The sequence below is a fragment of the Photorhabdus machadonis genome, from assembly GCF_052657765.1.
Genome location: NZ_CP199761.1, coordinates 4,214,113 through 4,229,948, shown reverse-complemented (window position 1 = coordinate 4,229,948; position 15,836 = coordinate 4,214,113). Strand labels below are relative to the sequence as shown.

Below are 15,836 nucleotides of genomic sequence, written 5' to 3'. Positions count from 1 at the left end.
AATCTGATTCAACAGGCTAATGACCTCAGCTTCGTTTAAAGATAGCGATCTCATTATCCCGTAGATTCAAGCTCGGTTTTTTAGGCTGGAATGTATAAGCAATAAGACCGGCAGCAACTTCTAACAAAAAACCGAGCTGACTGCGATGCCTTGAATGTTCTATCTGAGAAATATTTTTGAGCTGGTCGACGACCGTTTCTATCAAAAATCGCCGTCTTAACATCAACCTATCCCAGAGAGATAATGCTTTGGCTTTCATGTTACTCCGGACATTGGTGATTAACGTGACACCTTCCGCTTCTAACTCATCGCATAAAGCCTGGGACAAATACCCTTTATCCCCATACAAACAGCCTGTGAGTCCTTTTGTCAACGCGCTGACTGGCTGACGATCATCCTGGTTTCCTGCGGTGAGTTTCACGGCTAACAATTCACCGCAATCATTGATAACCAAATGAAGTTTAAAGCCATAAAACCAGCCTGTGCTCGTTTTACCTCGTTGTGCCATCCCTTCAAATACGCGATGACGAGGAATACGACGATTGTGACAAACAGCAATTTTGGTGGAATCAATAAAAGCAATTCCTTGAGTTTGTGCCTTACGTGATGAAAGAAAAGCGCATAAAGGAATAAGCGCCCTTTTTTTCAGGGTGAGGATACGCGTATAGCTGACTAATCCGGGGAAATCGGCTGTAAGATATTGTTTTACATGTTCAATATAAAATGTTTTAAAATCACGATAATGACTCATATGAAATAAAATGAGGATCATCATGACTTCACTGAGAGAAAGAGATGCCTCCCGGTGTCGTTTACGTAATCCATGTTCAATGAGTTGTTGATGCCAGAGAGGAATAAATTTTTGGCAAAAGTCATCGACGCAGCAGTAAAGTTCTTCTAAATTAACCATGCCTGAGGGTCTCCACGATTTTGTTTTCTTTAGCAAAAACTTTGATCGTGCCTCAGGCACTTTAGTTCCCTTCCCTTAAGCGAAGCTCAGGTTAATGATAAAGTAGTTAAAGACAGTTACCCATCTGGTTTTGCTAAGACTGATTATTGATGATATGAACGGCCTATCGGCCTGATGAAGAATCTGAGTATGAAAATGGCTCATCGAAGCCGATATTTTTTTCAGGTTCATCAGGCGCGGAACTCATCGTGGCGCGGGCATCTTTGCCTATAGAGACGCCGGATAGATTTAAGCAAGCCAACCCTACATCAAAATCAGTGTTGCAAAAACGGGGGTGACCATAGATTTCATACCATCCCTATTGATGCAGGGCAGTTCACTCACCAATGGCATTCGGTTAACCTCTTGCTGGGGCATCAAAAGAGTTCCATCGGGTTCTGGGACGCATAGATTTTCGTGGATAGTGCCTCCCAGGCCTCACCCGTTGAGTCATTCCGGCAAGTCCCTCTGAAAGAGCACAATAAAATGATTTTAAATGTTTTTTTATCCCCTGCATCAGCAAAGACAAGTGTTTTACAACGAGAAACAAACAGTTTTTGAAATTCAATTTCTGTTTATTTTCTCTGCTATCAATGCAGTCGCTATCGTTACCTCTGTGATTAATATCATTTTCCGATATCCTTGCCAGGTTCAGTAATAATATATGCGCTTGGATTTCTTGTCTGACACCTTTCTCACTCTGTGAATGGAAATCCTCAATGCAAAGGATTGACTTTGACAATTTATATAACTCTTCTATATTCCATCGATGATGATATAAATCATGAAAGGCTTCGGCTTCATAATATCCTTGTTCAACAAGAGTAGTGGCAAGAATATATTCACCATTTCGGTCAGTATGCTTTATTAGTCTTAATGTTAAGCATGGGAATTCTGAAAGAAGCTTTCTCTTTCTAAGATCTGACTTTACTGCTTCCGATGGCGTATAACTAACAATAAGATCATCTGAATTACTGTCAGAAAAATCTCTAATAGCCTTATTCCTGTTTCCCTCCTGTACTCTGAATACTGCATTCAGATTGTTTTGCATTACTTGATATAACAAGTAATAGCTAAAGTATCCCCGATCGAAGATCACGATAGCATTGCTATCTAAACACTGGAGATGCTTTTCGACACAAGCCCTCTCATTATTATGGTTAACAAAATCAACGTCATATATGATCGAATTCAATACATCATAGAGACAACTCATCATTGCATAGGGATAATGTCGTGATGTGTTTTTGGGTGTTTTATATCCATTTTCCAGCAACCCTCTGGGAATGTTTAATTTTGAGCCATCTATAGCAAACAGTCGATGTCCTTTCCATGTTTCGGGATGGGTATTATCTTCCCATACAGAAACGATATTTTTGTTTATGGTTTTTATTGCATCATCAGGTAATTTCATTCTGGCTTCGCACATTGATGAAGCCGAGACGGGCTTATGCTGAGGTAACGGTATTTTTTCACGAATGCACTCAGCCCATATTTCATTAATAATATAAGAGTATCCGTGGTTATTTTTCCCTGATATGATTTTCATGAGAAATAGAACAATCAATTTTGTGTCTATTGACCTTTTTCTTTTTCGCCAGGATTTGTCAATTTTTGAGCATGAATCAAAAAAAGTTTTGTTCAGAAAATGATATATATCCATCAGCATACTCTCCGGGGAAACTTAGATTTTTATAGCATAGTTGTTATCTTAACCGAATGCCATTGTCCCCCTCAATCCCCAATGCCCTCAGCTCCCCGGGAGACAGTTCCGCCAAAGCCTGATGACTCACTGTCTGGCTGACGGGCATCTCTGATTGCCAACAACTCCTGATCCCCACGACCAGCCCCGCAATAACAAAAGCAGGCACGACCCATTTCACCAGACCGTTTGACTTAATTTGCATGGGGATTTCCTTGTTGCTTCATGGGCGTTTTTGACCTCATCGGTTCAGGCAGAAAGGCACGGTCAGGCCGACCTTTCACCACCAAATAGACGGTAGTCGTGTCTTCCGGCGTACCTGACGGTCCCAGCCAACGATGCTGAAAGGTCGCTGCTATGAATTGCCCCTGCAACCTGCGTGGATCAAGCACTACGTTCTCACGGTGGGTATTACGCACTTTCAGCGCCACCACAGTGAGGTTATCCACACCCCAGCCCCCTAACGGGGAGACTATTACCGGCGCAGAGGGATACAATGTGGTCAATCGGGGCGACAACGCCAATGATACCGGGTGAATGCCGGGAACAGCTTCTACTGTACGCAGCGGTGCATACAGATTCTGCGCGGCGTAACGGGTCAGGACCACCGGCAGCGGAGCCGTATATTTTCGCTGGATAATCGACTTCCCCGTCTTTCGGCCAAGCATTCAGTTGCTGAAAAATATAAAAACCAAAGGCATAGACCTGGGAGACTGGCACTGGCCACCACGGGCGGGTACTACCACTGCGGACATCCGGCGGCGTATAAATGGTTAACGCTCTCGGCGCCATCATCCAGCCACTCAGACTCAGTAACAACAACAAAACCAGCACACCACAGGCCGCACGTAACGTCAGGATATGCTGGTCCCGATCTTGAATTGCATGACGAAAACGGCTCATAACCGCCCCATTCGGGTCATTACCCGGTGACGGCGGCGCAACGACCAGCGTTGTGAGGTGATAATCAGTGACGGGTCACCCAGACCCCAGCACCGCTTTTTAACCTCCAGCCGTCGATAGAGATAATGCGCCGGTTTACCGCGTTTCATCCGGGCCAGGTATTTGCCGCCAAAGGCAATCAATAACAACGGCGCAATCAGTGCCACCGTCGGTATCATCACCCAACCCGTTACCGGTGTCAGTAACAAACCAATGACCGTGCCAGCTATCAGTCCCGTTAATGCCGTCCAGCCCAGTTCTGGGGTAGTAAATCCCCGGAACACGACAGGTTCGGCGTTAAGACGGTCAGGTAAAAAACGAATAGTCTGAACCATACTGACACTTCCTGGGGTCAAAAGAGAATGGACGTCGATTTGCCCAGCAGCCAGATAACCGCCACTAACAGCACCACGCCAACCACCACAATCGCACCAAATTTAGTCCAGGAGGCTCTGTCACTGCGAACTTCAGAAAAAGTATGAATTGCCGCGGTCGCCACATTGATAAACGTGATCGCGGCAACGACCAGCCCGCCTATTACTATGCCGTCCTGCAAGTAACCTTTGACGGTATTAAAAATACCACCGCCACTCCCGCTGGAAGGCGGTTCAACCGTTGGCAATGCCGCTGTCACAGGTTGACAAACCAGATAAGCCAACACACTGAGTGACACTGCACAGGTATTGATACGGACAAACAGGCGGAACAGTGACTGACATCCCCGGTTTAACAGATCCATTTCCTTCTTCCCTTTTTTCCATTACAGGTTAAAAACCGATTAGCTGGCAAACATCCAGATAGCCATCACCAGCAACAACACCACACGAATGACAAAACGGTTCATCGCCGCTTCACGGACCTTTTCATTGGCCCAGCCCTGCCAGACGTCCACCATTCCCCATGCGGCCCAAAGAAACAGCACCGCTATCAGTAAACCGATACAGAGAAATTGCATCACATGAGGATCGAGATTGCCGGAAGCCGCCCTGAATGCATTGCGTTGTACCTCGTTCACCGTATTCGCTCCTGACGATACTGACCGGTCACATCTAGCGCTGCCGCAGAAATCCCGGGTTGGGCACGGGAGGGGGTCAGATAGCGGTTAATGCCTTCACGGACAATATTGAGGTCCCGGTTAGCACGTAGATAATCAAAATAAAAACGGTCTGCCTGCCCCTCCTGAACGGCCAAAACCCGGGCGCGTTCCAAACTGGCCTGCACCTGGTCAAGCTGTTTGAGTGTGGTGGCCAGCTCATCTTTTTCCCCGGCCAGCACAGGCCAACTCATTAGGGGTTGTTGATGTTTTTCGGGGGATTATTAGACAGCATGATGATTTGATATAATTACTTTCGCCAAAAAACAACCAGACCTCACCATCATGCCGAGAACAATGTTAACAGATCTCTACTGGAATAAGCTATCCGCATTCATGCAACACACCGGTTGGATTTATGATAAACCTGAACACCGTTTGACCTTGGAAGGCATTATTTATCGGATGAGAACAAGCATCCCCTGGCGCGATTTACCCACAGAATTCGGCAAATGGAATACGGTCTTTTCGCGTTTCAACGCTTGGTCAAAGAGAGGTATTTTACAGATTATTTTCAAAGGGTTATCTGCGATTGCAGATACAGAGTGGTTGTTCATTGATGGGACTATCGTTCGGGCTCATCAACATAGTGCTGGAGCTGCTTCAGATAACGACGAGGCGATAGGCAAAAGTCGTGGTGGACGTTCAACCAAGATCCATTTAGCGGTAGACAGCGGAGGCTTGCCCGTTCATTTTGAACTTTCGGGGGGGCAGGTTCATGACAGTGTTCACGCAGAAAGCCTTATTTCCAAGTCTCCCACTTCCGAAGCAGTTATTGCTGATAAAGGATATGACAGTCAGCGTTTCAGGATGTTTATTAAACAACGGGATGCGACTCCAGTGCTCCCTTATCGTAAAAATAGTCGAAAAACAGACCAGGGTATTGATAAGTGCTTATACCGTTATCGCCATTTAGTCGAGAATGCTATTGCTCGAATTAAGCATTTTCGAGCAATAGCAACGAGATACGATAAACTTGAACGGAATTATACCAGTATGGTGGCACTCGCATTCATCATTGTCTGGTTGCCGATGTGGGTTGATTGAATAATGACTTTAAAACATCAACAGCCCCTAATATTGAAAGAGAAAACATCAGGAAAAATGGGTTTTAGCAATTGCCCCGTAAACCGTCGCCCAATCGGGCGGCGATAGTAAGGGGAGCTAACCAGGGGTTTCCTGCGATCTGACATAGGTTTTCAACGTTTCAATCGTTGCGCCGCCTGCACTACATCGGGGATGCAGGCTGGCATAGTTTCATCAGCAGGCTGGAATACAAAGCGGAACAAAAAGGCGTTTATGTGGTGAAACTCGATCAGTGGTACGCCAGTTCCAGAAGGTGTCATGGTTGTGGTTGCAAGATGTCGGAAATGCCGCTGCATAAACGGCGCCGGCAATGCCCTGAATGCTCGGTAGAACATGACCGCGACATCAATGCAGCTATCAACATTCGGCAAAAAGGGATAGTTGAATTACAGGCGGCGGGACACGTCGTCTCTGTTCATGGAGGTCTGCGTAAATCCGTTGCACCAACGGTTGCGGCCTGAGAAGTGGGAAGCCTCGCCGTTTTTTACGGCGGGGAGCAGTCACGTTAACCAAATACGAAAAATGGGTCTTGAGTACGCTATCGCTATACCGGCAAGAACCCACTGAATCCGAATATGTGCGCCTCGGAACTGACTATTCTTAAATAAAGATGATAAAAATACAGAGTTAAATTTATTTGGTGATTAATGCAAAGGCTATAAACCAAGCAAGGGAAAGGTATTTAATAAAATTTAAGTTATTTAGCTCATTAAGGCTGATTTTTAGTGAGATTATTGATGTTTTTTGTGATGCTATTCACATTTCATTAAATTAACTGAGTGTTAATTCACCTATTAATCAAGACATCGCCGATTTTTTGTTATAACCTTTTGCCTGAATATTAAGCGGATAACATGATTGATTATGTATCTTTATTAATGACTGAGAAGAGGATACCTCTCCACTCTGTTCAGTCAGTGTTATTAATTCAGGTTATCTGTGACAACAGTGGATTAACGGTGCTGATGCCAAAGTTGTGACTTCATCAGCATTCGGTTCACTCACCTCACCGGATAAACAGGCTTAATATATTGATAACATCACTTAATGATTAAATAAGACTAAAGAAAAATGGACAATCGCCCCCGTTGTCGGTTCACTGAAGGCAGCATCACATTACCGGAAGGCTATCAGGAACAGACCGTAAACATCCTCATTGCGCCCGATGCCCCTGCGCTGAACATCTCGCGGGATCAGCTGGTCGCAGGTGAAGATCTCGCCAGTTACCTCACCCGCCAGAAAGGTCTGCTGAAAAGCGGTCTGCGCGACTGGCAATTATTGGCAGAACAGCCCGCGACGCTGGGTGATAACCTGCGGCAAGGCACGACGCTGCTTTCCCGTTATCGGCCCAAGAAGGGGCAGCAGGTTCATCAATATCAGGCGGTATTTCTGCTGGATGAGAAAAAAGCGCTGATTTTCACCCTGTCATCTCAGCAGGCATTCACCGATGCTCAACGGCAGTGGCTGGATGACGGCCTGAACAGTTTCCAATTCTAGGGAGGCGCTATGCCAGAAGCTGCACGGCTCGGAGACACGATAGGCCATTCCAGCGCCCTGGCCGGATTGGTTGCGGGTACCGTCATCGGTTCATTAATTTCAGCCGCCGGGGGAATACTCGCGGGGGCCCTCTTTGTGGCCGGATTGGCCACATCCTGCATCGGGGTGGGCGTTTTGCTGATAGGTGCCGCCATTGCGGTGGGCATGGCAGCGGGATATTTAGGCGACATGGCACGTGACGCCGGCGTCTCTCAGGGAGCCTCGTCGCGAAGTCCCTGCGGGGAAATCACCCGGGGCTCCCCCAATGTTTTTATCAACGGCAAACCCGCCGCCATCGCGACGCGGAGTCAGGTGGCGTGCAGTAAAGAGGATGGCCTTCGTCAGATGGCGGAAGGCTCTGCTTCCGTTTTCATCAATGGTTATCCGGTGGTGCGGGTGGGAGACAAAACGGTCTGTGATGCGGTAGTCATGACCGGTTCGTCTAATGTCTTCATCGGCGGCGGAACGGCGCAGACGGCAAACATTGCGCCGGAAATCCCCAAATGGGCGTATACCGTTTCCGATTTAACGATGTTTGCGGCCGGGTTAATCAGTTTTGGTGGCGCGGCAGCCAAAGGCCCCGGCGCGTTGCAGACGCTGTTTAACAAGATACCGGGAGCGGCTAAAATCCGCAAAATCGCCTGCCGGCTGGGGGCGCTTGCCGTGGCGGTGCCGGTCGCGGGTATTCTGATGAACCCGGTGGAAGTCATTGCCGGCCAGAAATTCCTGAACGATGAGGATGAACTGGACTTCGTTTTTGACGCTGAATTGCCGCTCTACTGGCAGCGTAGCTACCTGAGCCGTTATCAGTATGACAGTGTACTTGGTCAGGGCTGGAGCCTGTTCTGGGAAAGCCACCTCACGCGCGTGGAAGACGGGCTGCTCTGGCGTTCCCCTGCCGGGGATATCGTGCCCTTCCCTGATGTGCCGGCAGGACACCGTTGTTTCTGCCCGGAGGCCCAAAGCAACCTGGTACACACGCCGGAAAACACCTGGGCAATCCGTGATGCAGGCGAATTAGTTTATCACTACACGGCTTTTGATAATGACGGCCTCAGCCGCCTGAGCCACATCCGCGATAACGTCGGCAACGAACAGCGCTTTCATTACAACGAGCAGAACCGGATGGTCAGCATCACGGGCCATGGCGGGCTGAACCTGCATTGTGACTATGTGACGCTGGATATCGGGGGCAAAACGGTTACCCGCCTCACCACCGTCTGGCGCGAATTGCATGACGGCCAGCGTATTCAGCTTTGCCGCTACCATTATAATGAAAACGCCCAACTGACGGGGGTCAGCCATCGCAACGACGCGCTCCAGCGACAATTCGGCTGGACAGAGCCCGGCGTGATGGCATGGCATCAGGACCCGCGGGGATTACGCTGTGATTACCAGTGGGAACAGACTGAAGAAGGGCTGTGGCGTGTCATGGCCCAGCAAACCAGCGAGGGGGCGGGCTATCGGCTGGCATACGATGATGAAAACTCCACCCGCACGGCACACTGGCACGACGGCAGCCGCACGGTTTGGCGCCTCAACGACGCACACCACATCATCCACTGCCGCGACCGCAACGGCACGGAACACCATATCCTGTGGGATGAATTTGGCCTGCCGAACGGTTACACAGATGCGGACGGCCACACCCGTCTGAGTGAATGGGACGCGCATGGTCGCCAGCTGAGTTTCACCGATGCCAACGGCAACCAGACCGGCTGGCAGTACCAGAATGATACCGACCGGCTCACTTTTATCTTCTGGCCGGATGGCACCGAGACGGCGCTGGCTTACGATGAATTTGGACGGCGGGTGAGTGAAACCTCGCCACTGAAACAAACGACCCGTTATCACTACAGCTTTAATAATACGGTGCGTCCTTACAGAATCACGGATGCCAAAGGCGGAGAAAGCCATTTTATCTGGAATGGTCAGGGGCAGCTGATCCGCCACACCGACTGTTCTGGGCAAAGCAGCACATGGTACTACGACAATGAGCACCGGTTGAGCCGCTTTACCAATGCGTTGATGGAAAGGGTCAGTTATGACTATAACGATAACGGCCAGTTAATCCTCATCACCTATCCTGACGATTCCACGGAACACATGGCATGGGACAGCGCGGGTCAGCTTATCCATCACCAGCGCAATGAGAATGCGCCCCGCGCCTGGGAATACAATGCATTCGGTCAGGTGGTCTGTGCGACAGACCGTCTGCAACGTCAAATTCGCTATCAGTACAGCCCTGAAGGGCATCTGGTGAACATTGAGAATGCCAACGATGGCCGCTATTTGCTGAACCGGGATGCCGAAGGGCGCTTAATCGAAGAAATCCGCCCCGACGACACCTTAATCCAGTACGAATACAACGCGGCGGGCTTATTGAGCACCGAGCGGCGCCTGGGTGACCGCGTGTTCAAATACCCGGAACGCCGGGTACACCAGCATTATGATGCGGCCGGTCAGTTGATCCAGCGGGAAACCTACACGGACACCTATCAGTACCAGTGGGATAAAATGGGCCGGCTGCGGGAAGCCCGCCGTGAACCGAACGACAACGGCAAACAACTGGGGATCGAGCCCAACACCGTGCGTTTTGGCTATGACGCATTGGGGCGCGTCATTCGCGAGCAGAACGGCGACGACTGCCTCCAGTTCAGTTATGACGAACGGGATAACCTGACCGCCCTCACGCTGCCACAGGGCGGCACCTTAAGCTGGCTCTACTACGGCTCTGGCCACCTGAGTGCAATCCGGCATGAACAGACACTCATCACTGAATTTGAGCGCGATGACCTGCATCGGGAAACCCGCCGCACGCAGGGCAAGTTATTCCAGCGGCGCGATTATGATCCTCTGGGGCGCTGTACCCGCCAGTACAGCCTGCCGCTGACGCAGGCCGAGGCCGAACCACTGCCCTATCTCAGCGAGGGTAAGCCGTGGCGGGCGTGGCTCTACACCCTCCAGGACGAATTACAGGTAATGGAAGATCATTACCGGGGCGTGATCGAATATCTTTATGACGCCGAAAGTCGCCTGAAAAAAGTGACGCATTGGGGTAACGCTTATGAGGATATGTTGTGGTATGACCGGGCGGATAACCTGCTGGAGCAACCGCAGGCGATACTGGAGCGTGAAGCGGAAGAGCGGGGGTTGTCTAAGACAATGGAGCCGCAGGGCGACCGCCTGAACCACTGGCGGGAATGGCGCTATGAGCATGACCCGCACGGCAACATAACCCGCCGGGCGGGCAGCATGCGCGAAACCCAGGATTACCGCTATGATGGCGACAACCGCCTGACCGTGGCGGTAATCGGCAACACCACGGCGCGTTATCATTATGATGCCCTTGGGCGGCGTATCCGCAAAGTGGTGAAGATCGGGATTGATGGACTGGCGCGTTATGAACAAACCGATTTTGTCTGGCATGGCCTGCGACTGTTGCAGGAGCGCGAGGCAAAAAGGGGTGAAACGCAAACCTACTGCTACGAATCCCATGACAGCTACACCCCGCTGGCCAGCATCATCACGAAGGGAACCCGGCACGATTACTACTGGTACCACACGGATATCAACGGTGCGCCGCTGGAAGTGACGGACGAAGAGGGCAAAATTGCGTGGTCGGAGAAATACAGTACTTTCGGTGAACTGGATGGCACCCCGCTGGCTTACTTCACCGATCCGGCCCGGTCATCAAAGAGCTTTGACTTCCGGCAAAACCTGCGTTATGCAGGGCAATATTTTGACAAAGAGACCGGGCTGCATTTTAATACGTATCGGTATTATGCGCCGGAAATTGGCCGGTTTATTACGCCTGATCCGATTGGATTAGCAGGGGGATTAAACTTATATCAGTACGCACCAAACCCCCTGACATGGATCGATCCGCTTGGATTATCGAGGATCTACGAAGATGCTCCTTACCACGGTAAAACCGATAATGCAGTAAAAAGTAAAGCCCCAGTAAATGGTCAGGCAGCATTAGATAATTCAGTTCAAGTGAAACCTACCTCACCTCGTCGAGTTGGTGTAGATATAAAAAATAATGAAATTGTTGTTATGGATAAAACTCGCACATTATCGAGTGGTGATGAATTATTCCATGGACACGTTAGAGAATGGGATGCGCTACATAATGATCAGCAATCTGCTTTGAAAAAAACTGGAAAAGTGAATAAAAGAGGGAAAATTAAAGGGTGCTAAATATGAAGGAATATTCTAAATCTGAGTTAGAAAGTTTATTACATTCTGGCGATGTCAAAATAGTAACTGATGCTCTTTTATATTTGACATTCAACGTTAATGACTATAATTGGGTGCAAGAAAAATGTTTGCAACTATTTGATAGTAATAATGAAGATATCATTGGTTTAGCTATTACTTGTTTGGGGCATATAGCGCGTATTTACTCTAATATTGATCGAGATAAGGTAATTCCCGCACTAAAGAAAAAAGCTATGGACACCCGTTTCACTGGTCGAATAGAAGATGCGATAGACGATATTAATATGTTTGCTATCAAAGAGTGAAATTAAAAGCAAGCCGGAAGATCCTCACGATCTTCCGGCCTTCTAATGATCTACCGTGGCGCATAGCCACAGTAAGCCAGTGCCGACTGGAGCTTACCGACAGCATCCTTAATCTGATACGCTTCCTCGTCATTCACCGCACAGGCGCGTATCTCTGCCCAGTTTAACCGCTTAACCAGTTGGGCCAGCGCTTCAATGTGGGTTAACTGAATGTTCTGCAAATGCTCAATCGCCATCGTCATCTCATATCAATGGAGCGCCGTTGGAAGTGACGGACGAAGAGGGCAAAATTGCGTGGGCGGAGAAATACAGTACTTTCGGTGAACTGGATGGCGCCCCGCTGGCTTACTTCACCGATCCGGCCCGGTCATCAAAGGGCTTTGACTTCCGGCAAAACCTGCGTTATGCAGGGCAATATTTTGACAAAGAGACCAGGCTGCATTTTAATACGTATCGGTATTATGCGCCGGAAATTGGCCGGTTTATTACGCCTGATCCGATAGGATTAGCAGGTGGATTAAACTTATATACTTACGCGCCTAACCCAATGAGTTGGATCGATCCGTGGGGGTTATACAAGGGTGAGGGACAACGGGGTTTAGGGAAGTACCATGTCTTCCATGAACATACTCTGAATCCATCTGAATATCAGTTATCTGATGGTCAGCACTTTAAACGGGGCAACCAATCTGTGTACGAAAGAATGCAGCGCGATCCGGCATTCAGACATGAAATGCAGACTAAATATCCGGGAGTGGTGGAACATGTTCAGCCAAATTCTAAAGGGAACTTTAGAGGGACTTCACCAAAGAATATGACTTGGCATCATGAGAATCAGCCAGGGAAATTAAGTCTGGTTGACCGATATGACCATAAGTCCTATCACAAGATTTATCATCCTGATGGATCAGGTGGTAGAGATAAATGGGGAGGTGGGAATAAATGCCGCAAGTAATGGAGTTATTATATGAAAACAATTAGTGGTTTCGATCAGCTACTTAGTCTTTATAAACAACTGCCTGATGTTGGTTGGATTTATATTGATAAAGATTTTGATACAGAATCTACCCAAGATATTTTAAATAAAAATTATTATCTGGCTGAAAATGATGATGAAGAGTTTGATATGGATGAAACTCATGGAACATTTCTAGAATGCCCCATGTTTGCAGATATTATCGATAACAAACTGGAACACAATCCTAATGCGATTAAAGAAGATTTAATTGAAGCAGTGATACATTATCTTGTATACGATGATTTTCTAGATTAAGCCGCAAACCGGAAGATCTTTATGATCTTCCGGCCTTATTCATGATTTACCGAGGTGCATAGCCACGGCAAGCCGGCGCTAACTGAAGTTTAGATATGGGGCTGCATTTTAATACGTATCGGTATTATGCGCCGGAGATAGGCCGGTTTATCACGCCTGATCCGATAGGATTAGCAGGGGGTCTGAACCTATACACGTATGCCCCCAATCCTTTGATGTGGATTGATCCGTGGGGATTAACCGGAAAACCGATGAACTCACCGGATGCCGGTAAATGGGTAAATAAAAAAGGCGGAACCGTCTGGCAAGAAATAGACTCGAAAACATGGGTATATAAAGATGCCTCAGGTAATGTCGTTCGTTACCCAAATGGATACCCTGATTTTTCACCGTATGAAAAACAACGTGTAGATGTGCCGGATCTGAAAGGAAACCATCATCGATATGGAGATGGTGATTTTGCAAAAGCTGACAAGTTAGCGCCAAAAGGTAAAGCTGATTATGGTTCAAATACTTGGCATCATCATGAAAATGGAAAAACAATGCAAGAAGTGCCTAGAAATGTACACGGCACCTTTACTCACCGTGGCGGCGCATCAACGCTAAGAAAAAAATGTTAACGAATAGTCTTGAGGGAAAGTTATGCCAATAAATCATGGTATTAATGTAGATGATGACGAAATATCATCCGTAGAGCAGCATTATTCAATAACTCTTCCTGAAAGTTACCGTGCTTTCTTGAAGAAATATAACGGATTTTATGTTGAAGATCCGGACGCATGTAATCTTTCATATCAAGGTGTTGATGATGGTGAGATCGCTTTTGACGCTTTATTCGGTATCAATATTGAAAATGAAAACTTCAACTTAACTGAAATAAATGATTATTATTTAGATGAGTTATTTTTTATAAAAAATTTGCTGATTATTGGTACAGATCCCGGTGGTAATTTTTATGTATTGGTAACAGAAGGAGAGCATGGAGGCGTTTATTATTGGGACAGGACTCATTTACATATTGAGGATGAAATACAAGATATTGCCTTTAATGAGGTAGATGAATGTGGAAATCTTTATAAGATATCCTATTCTTTTGAAGAGTTCTTCAAACAACTGCTCTCTCAAACAGAAGATAAGGGCATGAAGTTAGTTCAAGGCCTGTAAAATAACCGGAAGATCCCTGCGATCTTCCGGCCTTATTCATGATTTACCGAGGCGCATAGCCACAGTAAGCCAGCGCCGACTGGAGCTTACCGATGGCATCCTTAATCTGATACGCTTCCTCGTTATTCACCGCACAGGCACGTATCTCCGCCCAGTTGGGCAAAAACCCGCGCTTCAATGCGGGTTAATTGAAGTAACAAAAACATGAGATTATATTAAAACATTTAACAGAGTTAACCGCATAGCGAAAAAATAACAATAGCGTTTATCAGTGTTAAAAATGATTAAAGAAATGGATTTTGATTTTAATACCATTAGTCTATCTATTTCCCCCTTTGGTTTTAAATCTAAAAACCAAATACAGGAAAAATGAAAAACGAGAAAATCCGATTATCAATTTAATGAAAATGGAAAAATTTAAATTACAGACTCAAAACCATTCATTAAATAAATTTTTAATTAAAAAATAAGAAAACTTTCGGAATGAGAATTGCTTGACTCGATATCACTCTTTTTACCATGTTCATTTTATCTTTTTACCTGAATTTCCCTTTAATAGACTATTCACATCTATGTTTAATTTGTTTATCGGCAATGTTGTTCTCTACTTATTTTACATTTACCTAATCTATCATGACCATTTAAAAGCACAAAAATAGAGATATTAAAGCTTTTATATAAAAGATGGATTTAACTATAAGTGCGGTTTTTAAAAAGACATTAGTCAAATTTAATCTAAGCCCATTAACTATTAACAGAAAATTGAAAATCAATCAGTAAAAAAGAATATTATCCGAAAAACACAAAGGGGTATCTTGATACTATAAAACTATTTACCAGTTGATTTATAAAGATAAAATATAGGATGGTGATTTATAAAAACTGCACAGTATTACCAGTAAAACAGTGTCAGTAAAGATAAAGTGAGTATAATCAACGTTAGTTAAACATAAAGCACAATATATCATGATGATTAAACTTAATAAGAATTAGGTATTAAAAGTAGTTCAAACAATGGCTAAAACCTTATTGTGTCGATTAAAATTAGGGGTTAAAAAATGGCTTTTAATAACAGTTTAAAACCTGTCTATCATAGAGTTATACAGTGAAGAATAAGAAATAAAAATTGGTTTTATTAATGATTATATATTCAGAAAAAAGTAAATAAGAATATTAATATATTAATCAGACAATCTATTGTCAAAAAGAAACCGATTTTAATAACGTTTTCAACCGGGGAATAAACTTTTTTATAAACCAATTAAATCATCAATCATGAAAAATCGGCGTAATAAAATCCGAAAATAAATGATTTAAACCATTCCTCTTTTTATGTTTTTAATTATGTCTTTAATGTTTTCATGCTAAAATTAATTCATATCGTTTTTTTTATAAGCGATTTAAGCGTTATTTTAATGTTTAAATATCCGTTTAACCGTTATAATTTTTCTGGTTGATTAATCTGCCAGGTGTTTACCATCGTTGATGTAATAAAACATGATTAAAGCACCAGAGAAAACGAATCCGCCGACAACACGCTATCTAAAGTTTCCGATAAAGCG

The 15,836-nt window shown here is 45.9% G+C and carries 16 protein-coding genes and 4 pseudogenes; 9 read left to right on the top strand and 11 right to left on the bottom strand.

Going from position 1 to position 15,836, the window contains the following annotated elements:
- Positions 1 to 25 precede the first annotated feature (25 nt).
- The 9 genes and pseudogenes from ACUN2T_RS20320 to ACUN2T_RS20280 form a co-directional block, all read right to left on the bottom strand.
- Complete coding sequence (locus ACUN2T_RS20320) at positions 26 to 910, bottom strand: IS982 family transposase (protein ID WP_445494444.1); 885 nt, start codon at positions 908 to 910, stop codon at positions 26 to 28.
- Between the two features lie 397 nt (positions 911 to 1,307).
- Positions 1,308 to 2,612, bottom strand: coding sequence for an IS4 family transposase (locus tag ACUN2T_RS20315; protein WP_445494738.1), 1,305 nt, complete (start codon positions 2,610 to 2,612; stop codon positions 1,308 to 1,310).
- A 43-nt stretch (positions 2,613 to 2,655) separates the two neighbouring features.
- The gene (locus ACUN2T_RS20310; RefSeq protein ID WP_445494736.1) at positions 2,656 to 2,856 is read right to left on the bottom strand and encodes a hypothetical protein; all 201 of its coding nucleotides are present in this window, start codon (positions 2,854 to 2,856) and stop codon (positions 2,656 to 2,658) included.
- Positions 2,846 to 3,277, bottom strand: a pseudogene (locus tag ACUN2T_RS20305) (TIGR03749 family integrating conjugative element protein); the annotation flags it as partial. The pseudogene ACUN2T_RS20305 and the gene ACUN2T_RS20310, both read right to left, overlap by 11 nt.
- Positions 3,276 to 3,554 (bottom strand): annotated as a pseudogene (locus tag ACUN2T_RS20300) (DUF2895 family protein); the annotation flags it as partial. The pseudogenes ACUN2T_RS20305 and ACUN2T_RS20300, both read right to left, overlap by 2 nt.
- Positions 3,551 to 3,928 carry a TIGR03750 family conjugal transfer protein gene (locus ACUN2T_RS20295; RefSeq protein ID WP_445494734.1) on the bottom strand — a complete coding sequence of 126 codons (378 nt, stop codon included), beginning with the start codon at positions 3,926 to 3,928 and terminating at the stop codon, positions 3,551 to 3,553. The pseudogene ACUN2T_RS20300 and the gene ACUN2T_RS20295, both read right to left, overlap by 4 nt.
- A gap of 17 nt (positions 3,929 to 3,945) precedes the next feature.
- Entirely contained in the window at positions 3,946 to 4,332 is a 387-nt protein-coding gene (locus ACUN2T_RS20290) for a TIGR03745 family integrating conjugative element membrane protein (protein ID WP_445494732.1), read from the bottom strand.
- A gap of 39 nt (positions 4,333 to 4,371) precedes the next feature.
- Positions 4,372 to 4,608 (bottom strand): TIGR03758 family integrating conjugative element protein, encoded by a 237-nt coding sequence (locus tag ACUN2T_RS20285; protein ID WP_445494730.1) that lies wholly within the window; start codon positions 4,606 to 4,608, stop codon positions 4,372 to 4,374.
- The gene (locus ACUN2T_RS20280) at positions 4,605 to 4,880 is read right to left on the bottom strand and encodes an integrative conjugative element protein, RAQPRD family (RefSeq protein ID WP_113044271.1); all 276 of its coding nucleotides are present in this window, start codon (positions 4,878 to 4,880) and stop codon (positions 4,605 to 4,607) included. The genes ACUN2T_RS20285 and ACUN2T_RS20280 overlap by 4 nt, the downstream gene beginning before the upstream one ends.
- A 91-nt stretch (positions 4,881 to 4,971) precedes the next feature.
- On the opposite strand from ACUN2T_RS20280, the gene ACUN2T_RS20275 reads away from it, so the two are divergent.
- From ACUN2T_RS20275 to ACUN2T_RS20255, 5 genes and pseudogenes are all read left to right on the top strand, one after another.
- Positions 4,972 to 5,733, top strand: coding sequence for an IS5 family transposase (locus ACUN2T_RS20275; RefSeq protein ID WP_445494372.1), 762 nt, complete (start codon positions 4,972 to 4,974; stop codon positions 5,731 to 5,733).
- Between the two features lie 185 nt (positions 5,734 to 5,918).
- Positions 5,919 to 6,233, top strand: a pseudogene (locus tag ACUN2T_RS20270) (zinc ribbon domain-containing protein); the annotation flags it as partial.
- A 610-nt stretch (positions 6,234 to 6,843) separates the two neighbouring features.
- A complete protein-coding gene (locus ACUN2T_RS20265; RefSeq protein WP_445494728.1) occupies positions 6,844 to 7,269 on the top strand; it encodes a DcrB-related protein in 426 nt (141 codons plus the stop codon).
- Positions 7,270 to 7,278: 9 nt separating this feature from the next.
- Positions 7,279 to 11,208, top strand: a pseudogene (locus ACUN2T_RS20260) (RHS repeat-associated core domain-containing protein); the annotation flags it as partial.
- 305 nt (positions 11,209 to 11,513) lie between these two features.
- Positions 11,514 to 11,837: a hypothetical protein gene (locus ACUN2T_RS20255; RefSeq protein ID WP_445494726.1), complete on the top strand. Its 324-nt coding sequence runs from the start codon at positions 11,514 to 11,516 to the stop codon at positions 11,835 to 11,837.
- A gap of 50 nt (positions 11,838 to 11,887) precedes the next feature.
- Here ACUN2T_RS20255 and ACUN2T_RS20250 read toward each other — a convergent pair whose 3' ends face one another.
- Positions 11,888 to 12,073 carry a DUF7706 family protein gene (locus ACUN2T_RS20250; RefSeq protein ID WP_445494724.1) on the bottom strand — a complete coding sequence of 62 codons (186 nt, stop codon included), beginning with the start codon at positions 12,071 to 12,073 and terminating at the stop codon, positions 11,888 to 11,890.
- A gap of 32 nt (positions 12,074 to 12,105) precedes the next feature.
- Between ACUN2T_RS20250 and ACUN2T_RS20245 the strand changes: the two genes are divergently transcribed.
- The 4 genes from ACUN2T_RS20245 to ACUN2T_RS20230 all read left to right on the top strand — a co-directional run bounded on the left by ACUN2T_RS20245 (position 12,106) and on the right by ACUN2T_RS20230 (position 14,274).
- Positions 12,106 to 12,792, top strand: coding sequence for an RHS repeat-associated core domain-containing protein (locus ACUN2T_RS20245; RefSeq protein WP_445494722.1), 687 nt, complete (start codon positions 12,106 to 12,108; stop codon positions 12,790 to 12,792).
- 12 nt (positions 12,793 to 12,804) lie between these two features.
- Complete coding sequence (locus tag ACUN2T_RS20240) at positions 12,805 to 13,110, top strand: hypothetical protein (RefSeq protein WP_011148374.1); 306 nt, start codon at positions 12,805 to 12,807, stop codon at positions 13,108 to 13,110.
- A gap of 95 nt (positions 13,111 to 13,205) precedes the next feature.
- Positions 13,206 to 13,730 (top strand): RHS repeat-associated core domain-containing protein, encoded by a 525-nt coding sequence (locus ACUN2T_RS20235; RefSeq protein WP_445494719.1) that lies wholly within the window; start codon positions 13,206 to 13,208, stop codon positions 13,728 to 13,730.
- 22 nt (positions 13,731 to 13,752) lie between these two features.
- The gene (locus ACUN2T_RS20230) at positions 13,753 to 14,274 is read left to right on the top strand and encodes an SMI1/KNR4 family protein (RefSeq protein WP_445494717.1); all 522 of its coding nucleotides are present in this window, start codon (positions 13,753 to 13,755) and stop codon (positions 14,272 to 14,274) included.
- Between the two features lie 43 nt (positions 14,275 to 14,317).
- Here the strand turns inward: ACUN2T_RS20230 and ACUN2T_RS20225 are convergent, their stop codons facing one another.
- On the bottom strand, positions 14,318 to 14,437 hold the full coding sequence (locus ACUN2T_RS20225; protein WP_445494716.1) for a DUF7706 family protein: 120 nt from the start codon (positions 14,435 to 14,437) through the stop codon (positions 14,318 to 14,320).
- Positions 14,438 to 15,836: the final 1,399 nt, after the last annotated feature.